The organism is Vagococcus sp., from assembly GCF_052102835.1.
Taxonomy (GTDB): Bacteria; Bacillota; Bacilli; order Lactobacillales; family Vagococcaceae; genus Vagococcus.
Genome location: NZ_JBQEIL010000001.1, coordinates 33,436 through 49,142 on the forward strand (window position 1 = coordinate 33,436; position 15,707 = coordinate 49,142).

Here is a 15,707-nt window from a genome sequence, read left to right on the forward strand (position 1 = left end):
AAGAAGAAATTGGACCTAACCTTTAGCCATTTCATTTTATAGTCTGTTATTCATGATTGATCTCTGGACTATCCTCTAATGTCCAGACAAGTGTTCCATCATAGTTCCCCTGTAAATTTCCTGAATATTGTTTCAACAACAAGCCACGATCCGCTTGCTTTAATTCTAACTGACTAAGTAGCTCATGATCCGTTTGGGTTTCAATTTCAGTTACAGACTGACCAATTATTTGTGGAACCCCTGTAGCATTTTTATAGATAATGTCACCCAAGAAGGCTTGTTTTTTGCTACCTATTTTGGTAATTCCCGCTGGGATAGCCGCTTTTAATTTCCAAGTGCTATTCTGAACAGTATTAATGATTGATAAAGACTTATCACTTGCCTCTGTCAATGGTGTGGTTGAACTATCTTTAGAAACCCTAATGGAACCAAAATCTAAATTCTTTGCCACTTCTTTAAATCTAAGTTGTCCAACGTATTCATAGACAACCGTAAAATCACCCACTGGAATCGTTACTGGTGTAGGCGTAATTTCTACACCATCTTTATAGACTTTATAGGCGGATAATGAAACGGTGTCATAACCGTCATAGTTCAATGTAAATTTTTTGTCCGTGATGAGTTGTTTGATTGCTGCCTCTAAATTATTCTTACTTGTTTCTTCATAAGTAGGACTATTATCAACAGGTGTTTTTTGTATCAAATCACTATAAATAGGATCATCCGTCCCTTGATAGACTTGTTTAAGTGTCATATTTGATCGATTGTATTTTAATTTAATCGTTAATTGTTGAGGCGTTTTATCAACTTCACTCCCTTTATTATCCGTATAATCAAAAATAAAAGTTCCTTCTTCAGCTTCTGACCCTTCCTGCGTAATTTTTCCAGAAACTAAATCATTATAACTCACTTCTTTTCCAGAATAACCGTCAATTGAAATCGGAGAAATTTGATTCTCTAATGGACTACCATCCAAATTTTCAAAAGTAACAATTACAGTCTGCTTATCAGGATAAGCAAATAAAGTGGTTAGTTCTGGTGCTAAACCAACAATCGATTCTTGAGGCTGAACATGACTCTCCAGCTCTTTTGAAGTAGCATAGTGAAATCCTAAAGGTAGATTTGTCACTGTATAATAAGGGTCTGCCCAATTAATTTTATTTTTATAGTTAGCTGGTGTGAGACTCGTTCCAGCCTTTTCTTTTTCTGTATTTAAAAATTCACTGGTTAGAACCTTTCCAGATTTGAGGTCTTTATAGGCATATTGCGTTTGGCTATTTGGCACCCCATAAACGTAAATATTGTAAACATACTCGCTTCCTTCCATTGGCACTATTGCTACGTTTGCTTGTCCATACTTGTCGCCATCATCTGCATTTGTCGTTGTGTCCCCACCACTTTGCGCATCAGATACCGCTGATTTTGGCACTTGACCTGCTAGAGCCCACATATAATGAGGAGGCATCTGTGTCGTTGCATACTCTTTGGTTTTTATTGAAAGATATTGTCCAATATAATTCTCATCTGAACTAACGGGATAATTAACAGTAGTTAACTTGTTGCCATATTGATCTAAGTAGTTTAATTTAACTGTTCCAGGTTCAATCGAATTCGTGCTTAACTCGCGCGTTCTATCATCGACGATATCTGAAGAAGAGGTATTTCCCGCCGTATCTGTGACCGTGGCTTTACTTCCAGACACCGTCATTTTAGCAAACTTTAGGTTACGATTGCCTTCTGGTGTACTTTCTTTACTGTCACTACCTTGCCATGTACTGATTTGAGAATTATTCATCGAAAAAGTTCCTGGACCAGTAAATAATGCCCCTGTAGCAGCCTCACCTGATGCATTGTTTCTAGAAATATTTAATGATTTCGGTGAGATAAACGTCATCGTTGAACCCGCATCCGTCCGAACGACAGGATCATTATTCCATTGTTGTAAATCTAACACCGTCCCTGCATTAAAGGTGACAACTGCACTTCTTGACGCATACAAAGCTTGCTTTCCAACGGTTCGTGTTGCTTTCATACTCAAATTTTGTCCAAAAGTGACTAAACGATTGTTCGCATTCGTACCCACATATCGAGACAAATCGAGTAACATTTGAAAGCCATCTTGAGACCAAGTGACGTTATCTCCAACGGTTATCGAATTATACCCATAATAAACGAGCGGATAACCATTTGAGTGATAAGTGCTCAACTCTTTTGCATCTATCGTTGCACCATCTCCAACAGTAAAGGAGTGAGCATACCCAGTATCCGCACTATTATTCGCGCTAATTCCCATGTAATAAAACATTGAATATCCCGTTGTACCGACTGTTCGCTGTAACTCAACATGGGCTTTGTTTACAATATCCACTTGGCCGATTTGCATCAACTCTTGCTTCGCTGCAACGACGATATTCCCAGACAATCTAACTTGACTATCTTCAGCATCTAGAAGACGACGAGGATGTGAGTTAGCAACTGTTCCAGTTTTCCCATCACGTCCTTCTAATGTGATGTTATCAAGATTATAGTGCCAATATCCATACCCTCCTTGTAGATTTCGACTATCAATGACACCATCAGCCTGAGTACTATTCCCAGAGCTTGTTCCAGATTCCCAGTGAATTAAGTCTACATTAGTTAGAGTAAAAACAGCTCCCCTTACCGTTGAATTTGTCCCAACATTAAAAGCGGCACCTGCCATGTTAATCGTATGACCTCCGCCGTCAATAATAATACTCGTTTCTCGCCACCCTAAATCGCGTGTCGCCACATTTATTGCTGCGGTAATATCACTCGTCACTTCAATATAGGTTTTTGTATTGTCGCTATAGACTGACTTAAGTTCTTCCCATTTATCAACTGCAACATACGTACCATTTGCTTTTGCCTCTTTTTTATAAGTTGCTAAATTCGTAATTTGATCCGCTGGCTTAACCGTGACGGTTGTTGGCGTTTCCTGTGTCTCTGGATTATCAATCGTCTGATTAAAATCTAGGCGGCCTTCATCCGGATCAGGCGCAACATTCGCTCGATTACTCAAGCTATCACCTAAAAGTTTCACCATTGGATCTACCTCTTGCAATATGTCTTTTTTTTCTGCATTAACAGACAAGCTTCCCACAGTAAAAAATAATACAATTAAAATAAGTCGAATTAAAAAATTATTCACATGTCGTTTCATCGTCATTTCTCCCCTTTTACTATACATATTGATATTATGATGAATTCATAAACAATTATTTATCTCACTAATGACAGTATACCCCAAAAACCGTCCATAAACTAACTGTTCTATCTCAATAATACTAAAATATGATTAGAATTAAAAGATAAAATCTTGACTTTTTGATGAAAATAGTTACAACTCGAAAATATGAATGAAAGATAAACCTGACTTTTAGCATAAAAAAAAGCAGAGTTTTTACACTCTACTTTTGATTTAAGTTTATCTTTTTAGTCCTACGATTTACTGAAGTAACGATAACTTCTTCATTCATTTTCTCTTTTACTTCTCTTTTGTCATGCTCTTAACTTTAATGATGCGAATTACATTCGATCTTTCGTTTTCTTCTAATTTCATCTTGATAAAATAAATCGTTTCTTCTAATTGAGGGATTGTTAAATGTTCCAAAGCATTCACACGACGACGTGTTTTTTCAATCTCACTAGATAATAATTGACAGGTCTTTTCCAACTCGGTGAGCTTTAATAATTCTGGGAAAATTTCTAACATTTTAGAAACGGCTACATCCAACTCAGCATTTGAATTAAGATAGCCATAATCTAATGGTGAGCCTGCCAATGATTCATCGTATGAAAAATTGAATTTGGGAACATCAACACTCATAATATTTTTTTTAACTAAATTCAATGTTACTGTATCAGCAGGAATAGCAAATAGCTCTTCGATAAAGGCCTCATTTATCGTACTGATGGCTAACGCAAAATTACGCATTGAAGTCGTCAGTTTTTCATCTACTTTTTCTCTAAGCCCTTTTGTTTCACGAGTAAGTAATACAAATTGGCGAATTAACTCATCTTGTTTACTTTTTAATAGCTTATGTCCTCGTGTCGCTACTCCTAAACGATTGTTTAATTTGGTAAGCTCCATTCGAGTGGGGTTGACATTGAGACGTACCATCTTTAATTAACCCCTTTCTACTAAATATTCATCTAACATTTCATCTTTGATTCGTTTTAATTCAGTTCTTGGTAAAATCTTCAATAGTTTCCAGCCAAGATCCAAAGTTTCTTCAATCGAGCGATTTGTATCAAAACCTTGATTAACATACTCTTTTTCAAAAGCATCTGAAAACTTAGCATAAATACGATCGACTTCACTTAAGGCAGAATCACCTAAAACAACAGCTAATTCTTTTGCTTGTTTTCCTTGAGCATAGGCAGAAAATAGCTGATTCATTGTTGCTGCATGGTCTTTCCTTGTTTTTCCTTCACCCGTTCCTTTATCTTTCAAACGAGAAAGAGATGGTAAAACATCAATCGGTGGTTGAATCCCACTATTATATAATTCACGCGACAAAATAATTTGTCCTTCTGTGATGTAGCCCGTTAAATCTGGGATTGGGTGGGTTTTATCTTCTTCTGGCATCGTTAGGATCGGTAACTGAGTCACTGAACCCGGTAAGCCACGAATACGCCCTGCACGCTCATATAGAGTCGCAAGGTTTGTATACAGATAGCCTGGATAGCCACGACGGCCTGGAACTTCACGACGTGCTGCCGATACTTCTCGTAAAGCCTCACAATAATTTGTCAAATCAGTCATAATCACAAGAACGTGCATTCCTTTTTCATAGGCCAAATATTCAGCGGTTGTCAGCGCCATTTTTGGCGTCGCAATCCGTTCAATCGCAGGATCGTTGGCTAAGTTGACAAACATTACAGAACGATTGATTGCTCCCGTTTCTTTAAAATCATCCATAAAATACTCTGCTTCTTCAAAAGTAATCCCAATTGCCGCAAATACAACCGCAAATTTTTCATCGTCATTTAGCACTGTTGCCTGACGAGCAATCTGTGAAGCTAACTCTTTATGTGGTAATCCTGAAGCTGAAAAGATGGGTAATTTTTGTCCTCGAACTAAAGTATTTAAGTGATCAATACTAGAAATTCCAGTTTGAATAAATTCATCTGGATAATCACGGGCCATTGGATTAATCGGCTCACCATTAATATCTAGCTGTTTATCTGCTAAAATTGGGCCATTTTGATCTTTCGGACGGCCCAACCCGTCAAAAACCCGACCAATCATATCTTCTGAAACACCCAACGTTAATGGGTGTCCTAAAAACTTCGCTTTTGAGTCACGCAAGTTAATCCCACTAGTTCCTTCAAATAATTGAACGAGTGCTTTATCTTCTTCGATTTCTAAAACCTGTCCTTGCCTAATCTGACCATCTTGTAATTGAATATGAACGAGCTCGTCAAACTTAACATCTGTAACTTTTTCAACTAGCATCAATGGGCCAACCGCTTCTTTAATTGTACGATATTCTTTACGCATTAATACTTGCTCCCCCATCTTCTAGTATTTTTTGAATTGTTTCTTTTAATAGTATTTCATATTTATCTATTTGAGCAATCTTATCTTCAGGGATATATTTCATTCGGGCAATCCGATCTCTAACTATTACCGTTCCATCAATTAATTCCTGATAATAAGCACCTAAACTTAAGGCTCGACGACCTTCAGCATTGAAACTCAAAATCAAATGTAACATTTTGTATTGTTTATCTCGTGACGTAAATGTATCAACTTCATCAAAAGCATTTTGTTGAAGGTAATCTTCGCGAATTGAACGAGCCACATCTAAAGTCAAACGATCCGTATCAGATAAAGTGTCAATCCCAACCAATCGAACAATTTCTTCTAATTTTGACTCTTCTTGAAGGATAGTCATTGCTTCTGTCACCATTTTTGACCATGGCGCATTCATCTCTTGATCAAGTTGCTTGCTCATATCATTTAAATAAAGTGAATATGAAGATAGCCAATTGATTGAAGGAAAATGACGTTTTTGAGCCAAGAGAGCATCTAATCCCCAGAAAACTTTAACAATTCGAAGGGTATTTTGTGTGACTGGCTCAGATGTATCTCCTCCTGGAGGCGATACTGCTCCAATCGCTGTAATACTACCTTCACGTCCTTCTTGACCTAAAGCTACTACTTTACCAGCTCTTTCATAATACTCAGCCAAACGACTGCCTAGATAAGCTGGATAGCCTTCATCTCCAGGCATTTCTTCTAAACGACCACTCATTTCACGCAAAGCTTCTGCCCAACGTGACGTTGAATCAGCCATAATAGCCACTGAATAGCCCATATCACGGAAATATTCCGCAATCGTTATCCCAGTATAAATTGAAGCTTCACGGGCAGCTACGGGCATATTAGACGTATTCGCTATCAATATCGTTCGTGCCATAATTGATTCTCCTGTTGTTGGATCAATCAATTCTGGAAACTCATTCATTACATCGGTCATTTCGTTACCACGTTCACCACAGCCTACATAAACAACGATGTCAACATCACTCCATTTAGCAATTTGATGTTGAACCACTGTTTTTCCAGCGCCAAATGGACCTGGCACAGCAGCAGCCCCACCTTTCGCAACTGGAAAGAATGTATCAATGACACGTTGTCCCGTAATTAGAGGATGTGTTGGCTTTTCTTTCCGTGCAAATGGACGAGCACGACGAACGGGCCATTTTTGTAACATGGATAATTTTTTCAAGGCACCACTTTCCGTTTCTAAGGTACAAATCGTTTCTTCGATATTAAACTCACCTGTTTCAATCGAAATGACCGTTCCTGAAACTTGATAAGGAACCATGACTTTATGTAAAACAGACGTTGTTTCCTCAACTATCCCTATCACATCACCCGCTTCTAAAACCTCACCTACAACAACAGTCGGTTGAAAGAGCCATTTTTTTTCGCGATCTAATGATGGAATATGCACGCCCCTTTTTAAATAATTACTTTGTGTCACTTTTTGGAAAGTATCAAGTGGACGTTGGATTCCGTCAAACATTTGAGACATGATCCCTGGTGCTAATTCAACCACCAACGGGTTCCCTGTCATCTTCACCTTTTCACCAGGCCCAACTCCAGATGTTTCTTCATATACTTGAATGGATGCAACATCGCCACGCATTTCTATAATTTCTCCTATTAGTTCAAGGTCTCCAACATGACAAATGTCTTGTATATTGGCATTTTCCATGTTTTTTGCTAAGACTAACGGACCTGAAACTTTTACAATTTCACCATACTGCAACCTGTTCACCCTTTCGCTTTAAAATGTTATTATAAAATATTTTGCCCAATCGCTTTTTCAACGTATTCTTGTAATTTTTGATTAGGATAACCTGTACTACCTTCATGTGTCGGAATACTAATTAAGGCTGGTATTAACTGCCCTTCATAATGTTCCACCACATCGTTCATTTTCTCTAGCAGAACATCATTGACATAAATGACACCATATTTTTCTTTCGCCATTTGATCAATTTCAATTCGTGCTTTTTTTTCATCTTCCACGTACCGGACATCGAAACCCATCAATTTAAAAACCATGATTGATTCTTTAAAACCAACCACACCTATTTTAGTCTGCATATGTTTTTCGAATCCTTTCTTTAATAACTTCTTTTGGAAAATTATTCTTCAAACCAACTAAAATTAAACTAATATTTTTGACTTCTGTATCTTTCGCATTTAAAAGTGCAAGGATAGGTAAAGGACCAAAGGCTTGTAGTTTTGCTGTTTGGTATTTAGCCGTCATTTGATTATCTCGTTCACGATGTAAGTAACTAATATCAATTTCACCCGTTTCTTTATTAAGCAACTGGCGAATCATTTCTTTATAGTCTGTTGTTAATAAATACTCAGTAAAAACAGCTAATTTTTCCGACGCAAAAGAAGCTAATTTTTTTTGTTCCAATGTTCCTTGATCCGATAGTACAGTTTCAAGAAAATTAGCTGTCTGTTTTTCACGTATTCCACGAATAACAGTCGAAATATTTGTTAAATCAATAAAAGTATTAACTACAGCTAATACTTCAGGATAACGAACAGTCTCTGCCGATTGCTTTAAGTGCATGAAAAAGTAACGATCATAAACAATATCAATCACTCGTAATTCTTTATAATTCATAATCTCTCGATGAACATCTTGAATGCTCTCTAAAAAATACCCAGTTAAACTATTAGATGTTTGAGTGGCAATTGCATTTTTGATTGATTCTTTTGTCAAATAACCATCATATAAAAAATACTCATCTAGGTTTTGATTGGTATGATAAGCTTTCGTAAGTAATTTCAAATTATGATAACTATATCTTAAACTAAAGATATCAATCACTTCTTTTTCTGGAGCAATCCCATACATTTTTTTGAATAATCGTTCTTCTTCATTTCTTAGATACGTTTCAAAGCGTAAAGAAAAGTCTTCGCGATCAATAAAGTCACCATAAACCGTTTGGCGTAAACATTCTTTCCCTTTTTCAAAGTTAGGTTGATTTAACATGTCCTCAAAAAAAGCCATCGGTAATAAATTGCTTTCTTCAATACGTACAAGTGGATTCACCTGATTGTAAATTAAATCTGACATGAAATTTATCCCTCCTCTGGTCTGATTTTTTCTAGATAACGGACACCTGCTTGTTCCTTCACATCAGCTAAAATACTAGATAGCGTATAATTGTACTCAATCCCATCTTGAGATAAGATAAAGCCATTTTCAGAAGGGAGCTCTTTCTTTGAAAGTTGATACGTCACTTTAGGATTAAATGCATTGAATTCTGTTAATTTTTCCTGAGTCAATGCTTTTTTAGAAGCCTCTCCGACAATAACTTCAATCTGACCTTCCAGAGTATTCTTTTTAAAAACAGGTATAAATAATGCAAGCTGTTCTTCTATCGTTAAGTCATCTAACTCTTCTGTTACTTCTTTAAATAACTTAGTCAAATAACGTTGTTCCTCGGCGACAACTTGACGCGTTCGGTTAACATGTTCTCTTTGAATTTCTTTTTCAAAGTTATTTTTAAACTGAAAGATGACCTGTTTTAATTTATCTTGTTTTTCTTTCATTAAGAAAGCTTTTTCTTGTTCATAAGCTGCTTCAATTTTATTCTTTTCTTCTTCAAACATTTTTTGATTGTCTATTTTCCCTTGCGCTAAGATGCTTTTGACAATTTGTTCAGCGGCAAGATTTTTATCGTTGGTCATTTAGATGCCACTCCCTTTGTCATAATTAATTTTGTAAAACTAACATCAATGAAATAACAAAGCCTAAAATTGCATACGTTTCAACCATTGCCGCATAAATAATCCCTTTTGTTGCGTGTTCTGGTTTCTTAGCTAAAATTTGAATCCCTGCTGATGCCACACGACCTTGAGCAATTCCTGAAGAAAGTCCTGTAAATGCAATTGGTAATGACGCGCCAAGTAAACCTAAACCTTGAACAATTGTGACATCTCCTGACATTTTACCTAAAATTAAAAAGGCAATAACGAAACCATATAACCCTTGTGTACCTGGTAATAATTGTAGAATTAAGGCACGACCAAATTTTTCAGGTTGTTCTGTCGTTAACGCTGCCGCAGCTTCCCCAGTCATCCCTACTCCTTTGGCTGAACCAATTCCTGAAAAAATCGTCGCAATCGCCATTCCTAAAACAGCAAAAAACACGCCACCGTTATTCTCAACTAAATAATTAAACATCTTTATTTCCTCCTAAAATTAACTTCTATTCTTTATCTCTTATTTCAAAATCAATATATTTTTCTTTCGGTTTCAACGGTGTAAAAGCACGACCGCCACCTTCAAAAAACTTACCAAAATACTCGACGTATTGTAGCCTTGCACTATGAACATAAGCACTTAGTAAACTCAAAAAGATATTGAGTGCTTGTAATGCAATAATCAAAACAATCCCGATACTGTAGCGTGCGAGTGGTGGCATAAAACCGACTAACATATTAAACGCTGCCGCGATACTCCCACCTGAAATTCCCAACGCCATCAGACGAGTATAACTAACTAAGTCACCTACATATCCTGTAATTCCGTAAAAATCATAAAGTCCAGAAGCTAAACCTTTCCCCTTAGATTGGGATTCAATCATTGGTACAATCACAATCATTACCGCACTTAGAATAAGAAGACCTATCGCAATCTTAAATAAAAGTTCGTTTTGCCAAACCAATTTGCTAACGGCCATTAAAGCTCCTGCAATCAAAACTCCTTGCCAAGCAAAACCGTTACTAATACTTTTTAATACTTGTTTTTTCTTGACTAATTGAACACCGTTGATTAGTAAACCAACCAACATTTGAATAAACCCAAAGACAACAGATAAAAGCAATATCGTATTCATATCTTCTGATGTCGATAACAAATGAAAAGGCAATGCTATTCCGAAGAATGAGCCGTAAATCAAGCCCCAAATCATTACAGGAATGGATAGAATTTTAAAGAAATCCAAAAACTTTTTCGTTGATTTACGTAACATTAACACTTTCCCTGCTACTATTGTTCCAATCAACATCAATAAACCATACCCTAAATCCGCTACCATCATTCCGAAAAACACCATATAGAAAGGCATCAAGTAAGGAGTTGGATCAAGCTCACCGTATTTAGGTAGACTATACATTTCCGTTAACGATTCAAAGGGAGCGATGAGTTTATTATTTTTTAATTTCGTTGGCACATCATCTGCCTGTTCTGGTTCTGAAAAAGCAATGGATATCGGTTGATCATCTACTGATAACTGTGCGATTTTTTGCTCAAAATAGGCTTGACGATCTTTTTCAATCCACCCTCTAAAAACTAAAAATTGACGGTATTTTTTAACCTTGAAAACAACACGTTCACGTTCAATCTTAGCTAATAAATATTCTTCATAATATTTTAAATGAAGGCTTTCTTCTCTTAAATCTTGGATCCTTTTTAAAAGTTGATCCGATAATTTTTGGTTTTTTGAAAGTTGTTGCTTCACCATTTTTAATTCTTTTACTGGAAGCTCAGCATAAGGATACTCTTTCTTTTGAAAACTATAATAAGAAAGTTGTGCTTCAAGCGCTTCTGTCACTTCTTTTGAAAAAATAAAAGAGAGATAAACTGTCTTTTCAGTTTCAAAGGCAATTTCATAGACCACCTTATCCAATGTTTCTAAAGCTTTGAGCATCGGACCTTTTACACTCGTTGAAAAACTCCCCATCAAAAAGCGAGTGTAACGCATCCTACTAAGTTCTCTTGGATGATGTTTAAGTCCTTGCCAGTGAGTTAAAAATGTTTCGTCTGTCAGTAAACGTTCACGCTCATCCTTCAAAACTAACTCTTCATTTCTTAACTGAGCGACTTTGGCCTTCATTGTTGTTACTTGAACTTTAGATAACATTTTTTCAAACTCGTCTAGTGTTTGTTTTTCATGATAGACCGGTTTAATCGGTTTAACATTGTGATCCTCTAAAAACAATAATAATTTTCTAGTTTCTGTTAGCTGTTTTTCTTCTTCCGTCACATTAACTAGATCATCAGCTCCCTCAAAATCATGAGAAAGTTGATTTAATATTTCTTGTTCATTCTCTCTTAAGTTTTCAAGTCCATCCATAATCTCTAAGTTTTGTAAAACTTGAATTTCTCTTAATAATTCATCTTTTTGGGTTCGGTGTGCAATAACTGTCACTTTCGTCATCTCAGAAACAGCCATAAATACGTCCCACCTCCGCTTTTATTTCTGTCTTCAATTGTTCTTTTTCCAGAACATAATGTTGACTTAAACGTTCTTTATAGTTCTTTATTTCTTTTTGATTCTTTGCTACCTGAACGGCTAACTTTTCCTCGTCATCAATCGTTGTTTGTTGTTGATACGAAGATATTTCTTCCGCAAAAGAGGTTTCCATCTCACTTAACTTTGAATTTAAGTTTTTTTTCAAATCCTCAAGTTCTTGCGTCAATTGTATTTTTTCTTGCGCTACCGCTTCTTCAGCATCTCTTATCTTCAAAAATACTTCCAATTATTCGTCACCTCTTTGTCAAATCACTAAGTTCACTTATTAAAAAATAAGCGTTCTATCTTTAATTCTACCACAGATTCATGGTGAAAAAACAGAAAATCGTAAATGTCTCTCCTTGCTTTTCCAACTAACGTACGTTTTAGAATGCTTATATATTAACTTTCTTCCTATTAATAGGTGTGGATTACCTGACTACTTTAAATTTTTTTAAAAAATTGATTTTCTAAGCTTTAATTACTCATTTTAATCCCCTTAGAATAAAATACCCCATAAACTCGTTCGTTTTTTATCATTAACGAGTTTATGGGTGCCGTGCTTCTTATTTTCGTGATTTTACTCTTGTTTTTATTCTGCGCTTTGTTTTTTGGTTACTTGACGATAACTTAACTAACTGATTAGCTTTAAAAATCATAATAAAACCTAACATGATGATATTTTGAAAAAGAGTCATGATTGAAATAGCCAGAAGATAGTAAAGATTTAAATGAGTGTAGAAAATTGAAAACAAAATAAAGTTAATGAGTAATGTGATAATAAAACAAACAGGAATAAAATAATTAATTTTTATTTTAAAAAAACTGACAACGTAAGTCGTGGTGAGTTGATATAGTAAAAAGAGAACGAAACGTTTTGCTGCGATAATATTAGTCAATTTCCAGTTTATGAGCCCAATTATTAAAATTAACCCAACAAAAAAAAGAAATTTAGGACTCTTCTCTAAGAAAGCAAAAATTTTAGCATCTTTATATTTTTCAATCATTTATTTCACTTCCCATTTTCCTTCATATAATTTTTCAAAATGATCATCTAACAATTGAATTTTTATTTTATCATTAGGTACAGTAAAAAATTGCCCAACTTTCACAGTTTCATTTGGTTTTACTTCTTTACTCATCCGGTCAATTTCTTTTTTAAAGGTTGAATCATTTAAATCTTTTTTAGTTAATACTGTTGGATAGAGTGGTTCTTCTAAGTCATTAGTTAAAGCCATAAAAAGAATATGCTGATTATAAATACTTTCAGGGGTTATTGCTTTTTTGCTCGTATTTTTAATTTCAGAATGAACAAATAATCCTTCACGTTCATAAATATCTTCATGTCCTTCTGATTTTAAAAAAGTAACTTCAAAACCAGGTCCTTTAAATTGTTTTTTTTGTGGAGAATAAGAATAACCATTTTTAGAAATTTTTTTTCAGTTGATGACTTACCATCAGTCCCACAACTTGATAAAACAAATAAACTCAATAATAAAAAACAATGTGTTATTATTTTTTTCATGTTAGCTCCTTTACTAACTTAAAATTTAAAGCAACCTCAATGAGATTGCTTTAAATAAAGAATATTATTAGTTTTGGTTTTCTATTGGTTTTTTTTCTGAGGTAAATTGAATTTTACCATACTGATTAATTTGGAAATTATCACGCGTAAAATTGTCACGACCAAAAACTTCTGCTGTCGTATTATTGTCTTTCGAATTTCCACCTAAGCCCACATACGTACTAAATGTTTCAGTGACAGGGAATTTATTTGTACTTTCTTCGATTGGGTAATCGCCACCTATTTGATCCCACGTAAAGACATTTCTCAAACCAGTTCCTCTAATAAAGGTACGATCTCCACGGAATAAGCCTTGATTTGGCATGTGGTTCGCAATCGATAAGTTTTTAGAATTATACAAGTTAAAGCTAGCATATTCATAAATACTTTCTACTACACCACGTTCACTATTACCATCAATATAAAGCTCTGAGCTTTTATCCATATTGATTTGCGTGCCGAATTCTTGTAATTTCATAGTTTGATACTTTCCTCCGCCACGACCATTTAGATAAACTTTACTATTAATTCCTAAGTTAAACGAGTGTAGAAACTAAAATCGCGACAACGACGATATGTTTCTTGATAAACGACAAGAAGAAACCAGCGTTATTGAAAGACCTTACAACTTTTCCGTTAACTTGGCTCGCTGCAATTGGAACATCCGAGCCATCATTGGCATCACCTTGAGTGGTAATAAACTCTAGTCGTTCTTCTTTTTTCTTTTGATCAATTTCTTTAACCCTATGTGTTAAATAAACTTTATTATTATTTCTTACAGGATTAAATGTGATAATGTCACCTTTTTGTAAGGTATAAGGATCCACGTTTTTGAGAACTACCAATGAACCACTACTAAAACCATCTTTAAATTTTTCTTTATCCTTACTATTCATTGAATCCGTCAAAACAGTCATGACTTTGTAGCCAAAAATTGTTGTATCCTTATCGCTAACGTTCATTAAGACCGCACTCACCAAAATTAAGATTAAAACAGCGTAAAAGAGGAGGTTACCAACAGCATTTAATATTTTTTTATCTTTCGTCATGGGTAGATTTTTTAATGCAACCTTTTGTGGTCGTCCACTTTTTCGAGAACTCGATCTTCTTTTAGTGTTCCCTTTTTTCACTCTTTTTTTTGAGTCTAGTTGGGATCCTTTTAGTGATGATTGATTATTTCTTTTAGAAGAATGACTCTTCTTCTTAACTTTTTTACGATTAGAAGTTTTCCTCATTTTTTCTTCTTTCATTCTGATATTCCCCCTACACTAATTAAATACTAATAAAAAACGTTTTTAAAGACTTTTTGTGAAGTATTTGTAAACTATATCGTATTTTAATTCTATTGTAGCATGAAAGTTAGTTATTTTACCAATAAATAGGCACAAATACGTCAATTAAAGAGATAAAAAGCTTAGTAAAGCGGATTACATCGGGTTTAACTTCATAAAATAAACACAAAACATAAAAAAAAGACGCTCATTTTTATAATAAGCGACTTCATTCATTAAAAAGTTTAAAGTAGAGCACTCCCTCAAATTAGACTAAAATAAGTGAATCGTCTGTGATGGCTTGACCACTATTTTTTTGGAAAAGAGCTAATAAATCAGAAACGGATAAATTTTGTTTTTCTTTTAAATCAACCACAATTTTCCCGTTATTTAACATAATCAAACGATTCCCATAACGCAGGGCATCTTTCATATTATGAGTAATCATCAGAGTTGTTATTTTTTTTTCTCGAACAATTTTTTCAGTCATCTCTAAAACTAACTGACTTGTTTTAGGATCTAATGCCGCTGTATGTTCATCAAGTAATAATAATTTGGGAGTAACTAACGTAGCCATCAATAGCGTTAGGGCTTGACGTTGCCCACCAGAAAGTAATCCTACCTCCAACTTCAAACGATTTTGCAAATCCAAGTTTAACTGTTCGAGTTGTTCTTTAAAAAAAACACGTTGATTTTTCTTTACTCCTCTGTCCAATCCTCGACTTTCTCCACGTTTATAGGCAATCGACAAATTTTCTTCAATTGATAATTTAGTCGCGGTTCCCATTCGTGGATCTTGAAAGACTCGCCCGATACCTTTCGCTCTTTTAGCTGTACTTAAATTGGTTATCTTTTCACCCTCTAAAAAAATATGACCCTCATCGATTCGAAAACTACCTGCAATGCTGTTTAGTAGTGTTGATTTACCGGCGCCGTTTCCCCCAATGATGGTTACAAATTCACCTTCTTCAAGTTTTAAATTAATTCCTTTTAAAACATGATGTTCATTCACTGTTCCGACTTCAAAACTTTTATGGATATTTTCTAACTCTAAAACTGTTGTCATT

15 protein-coding genes are annotated in these 15,707 nt (G+C 35.0%); all 15 read right to left on the reverse strand.

The window, feature by feature from the left end; translation table 11 throughout:
* Positions 1-46: 46 nt before the first annotated feature.
* Entirely contained in the window at positions 47-3,181 is a 3,135-nt protein-coding gene (locus ACTJFD_RS00155) for a pectate lyase-like adhesive domain-containing protein (RefSeq protein ID WP_442259017.1), read from the reverse strand.
* Between the two features lie 324 nt (positions 3,182-3,505).
* Positions 3,506-4,141 carry a V-type ATP synthase subunit D gene (locus ACTJFD_RS00160; RefSeq protein WP_442259018.1) on the reverse strand — a complete coding sequence of 212 codons (636 nt, stop codon included), beginning with the start codon at positions 4,139-4,141 and terminating at the stop codon, positions 3,506-3,508.
* A 6-nt stretch (positions 4,142-4,147) separates the two neighbouring features.
* A complete protein-coding gene (locus ACTJFD_RS00165; protein ID WP_442259019.1) occupies positions 4,148-5,524 on the reverse strand; it encodes a V-type ATP synthase subunit B in 1,377 nt (458 codons plus the stop codon).
* Entirely contained in the window at positions 5,517-7,304 is a 1,788-nt protein-coding gene (locus tag ACTJFD_RS00170; protein ID WP_442259020.1) for a V-type ATP synthase subunit A, read from the reverse strand. The genes ACTJFD_RS00165 and ACTJFD_RS00170 overlap by 8 nt, the downstream gene beginning before the upstream one ends.
* A 29-nt stretch (positions 7,305-7,333) precedes the next feature.
* Entirely contained in the window at positions 7,334-7,645 is a 312-nt protein-coding gene (locus ACTJFD_RS00175) for a V-type ATP synthase subunit F (protein WP_442259021.1), read from the reverse strand.
* Positions 7,635-8,639, reverse strand: a complete 1,005-nt coding sequence (locus tag ACTJFD_RS00180; protein ID WP_442259022.1) for a V-type ATPase subunit — start codon at positions 8,637-8,639, stop codon at positions 7,635-7,637. Before ACTJFD_RS00180 ends, ACTJFD_RS00175 begins: the two co-directional genes overlap by 11 nt.
* A gap of 5 nt (positions 8,640-8,644) precedes the next feature.
* Positions 8,645-9,256, reverse strand: coding sequence for a hypothetical protein (locus tag ACTJFD_RS00185; protein ID WP_442259023.1), 612 nt, complete (start codon positions 9,254-9,256; stop codon positions 8,645-8,647).
* Between the two features lie 25 nt (positions 9,257-9,281).
* Positions 9,282-9,752 (reverse strand): V-type ATP synthase subunit K, encoded by a 471-nt coding sequence (locus ACTJFD_RS00190; RefSeq protein WP_442259024.1) that lies wholly within the window; start codon positions 9,750-9,752, stop codon positions 9,282-9,284.
* 25 nt (positions 9,753-9,777) lie between these two features.
* Positions 9,778-11,745 carry a V-type ATP synthase subunit I gene (locus tag ACTJFD_RS00195; RefSeq protein WP_442259025.1) on the reverse strand — a complete coding sequence of 656 codons (1,968 nt, stop codon included), beginning with the start codon at positions 11,743-11,745 and terminating at the stop codon, positions 9,778-9,780.
* Positions 11,732-12,052 (reverse strand): hypothetical protein, encoded by a 321-nt coding sequence (locus tag ACTJFD_RS00200; RefSeq protein WP_442259026.1) that lies wholly within the window; start codon positions 12,050-12,052, stop codon positions 11,732-11,734. Before ACTJFD_RS00200 ends, ACTJFD_RS00195 begins: the two co-directional genes overlap by 14 nt.
* A gap of 319 nt (positions 12,053-12,371) precedes the next feature.
* The gene (locus tag ACTJFD_RS00205) at positions 12,372-12,812 is read right to left on the reverse strand and encodes a hypothetical protein (RefSeq protein ID WP_442259027.1); all 441 of its coding nucleotides are present in this window, start codon (positions 12,810-12,812) and stop codon (positions 12,372-12,374) included.
* Positions 12,813-13,238 carry a DUF5067 domain-containing protein gene (locus tag ACTJFD_RS00210; protein WP_442259361.1) on the reverse strand — a complete coding sequence of 142 codons (426 nt, stop codon included), beginning with the start codon at positions 13,236-13,238 and terminating at the stop codon, positions 12,813-12,815.
* Positions 13,239-13,397: 159 nt separating this feature from the next.
* Positions 13,398-13,847: a hypothetical protein gene (locus tag ACTJFD_RS00215; RefSeq protein ID WP_442259028.1), complete on the reverse strand. Its 450-nt coding sequence runs from the start codon at positions 13,845-13,847 to the stop codon at positions 13,398-13,400.
* Between the two features lie 58 nt (positions 13,848-13,905).
* Positions 13,906-14,619 carry a signal peptidase I gene (locus ACTJFD_RS00220; protein WP_442259029.1) on the reverse strand — a complete coding sequence of 238 codons (714 nt, stop codon included), beginning with the start codon at positions 14,617-14,619 and terminating at the stop codon, positions 13,906-13,908.
* 289 nt (positions 14,620-14,908) lie between these two features.
* Positions 14,909-15,706 carry an ABC transporter ATP-binding protein gene (locus ACTJFD_RS00225; protein WP_442259030.1) on the reverse strand — a complete coding sequence of 266 codons (798 nt, stop codon included), beginning with the start codon at positions 15,704-15,706 and terminating at the stop codon, positions 14,909-14,911.
* Position 15,707: the final 1 nt, after the last annotated feature.

Bases quoted from the DNA above. Each gene is read 5' to 3' on its own strand.
- ACTJFD_RS00220 (WP_442259029.1), bottom strand. From the start codon at position 14,619: ATGAAAGAAGAAAAAATGAGGAAAACTTCTAATCGTAAAAAAGTTAAG.
- ACTJFD_RS00215 (WP_442259028.1), bottom strand. From the start codon at position 13,847: ATGAAATTACAAGAATTCGGCACGCAAATCAATATGGATAAAAGCTCA.
- ACTJFD_RS00175 (WP_442259021.1), bottom strand. From the start codon at position 7,645: ATGCAGACTAAAATAGGTGTGGTTGGTTTTAAAGAATCAATCATGGTT.
- ACTJFD_RS00190 (WP_442259024.1), bottom strand. From the start codon at position 9,752: ATGTTTAATTATTTAGTTGAGAATAACGGTGGCGTGTTTTTTGCTGTT.
- ACTJFD_RS00160 (WP_442259018.1), bottom strand. From the start codon at position 4,141: ATGGTACGTCTCAATGTCAACCCCACTCGAATGGAGCTTACCAAATTA.
- ACTJFD_RS00155 (WP_442259017.1), bottom strand. From the start codon at position 3,181: ATGAAACGACATGTGAATAATTTTTTAATTCGACTTATTTTAATTGTA.
- ACTJFD_RS00225 (WP_442259030.1), bottom strand. From the start codon at position 15,706: ATGACAACAGTTTTAGAGTTAGAAAATATCCATAAAAGTTTTGAAGTC.
- ACTJFD_RS00180 (WP_442259022.1), bottom strand. From the start codon at position 8,639: ATGTCAGATTTAATTTACAATCAGGTGAATCCACTTGTACGTATTGAA.
- ACTJFD_RS00195 (WP_442259025.1), bottom strand. From the start codon at position 11,745: ATGGCTGTTTCTGAGATGACGAAAGTGACAGTTATTGCACACCGAACC.
- ACTJFD_RS00185 (WP_442259023.1), bottom strand. From the start codon at position 9,256: ATGACCAACGATAAAAATCTTGCCGCTGAACAAATTGTCAAAAGCATC.
- ACTJFD_RS00165 (WP_442259019.1), bottom strand. From the start codon at position 5,524: ATGCGTAAAGAATATCGTACAATTAAAGAAGCGGTTGGCCCATTGATG.
- ACTJFD_RS00205 (WP_442259027.1), bottom strand. From the start codon at position 12,812: ATGATTGAAAAATATAAAGATGCTAAAATTTTTGCTTTCTTAGAGAAG.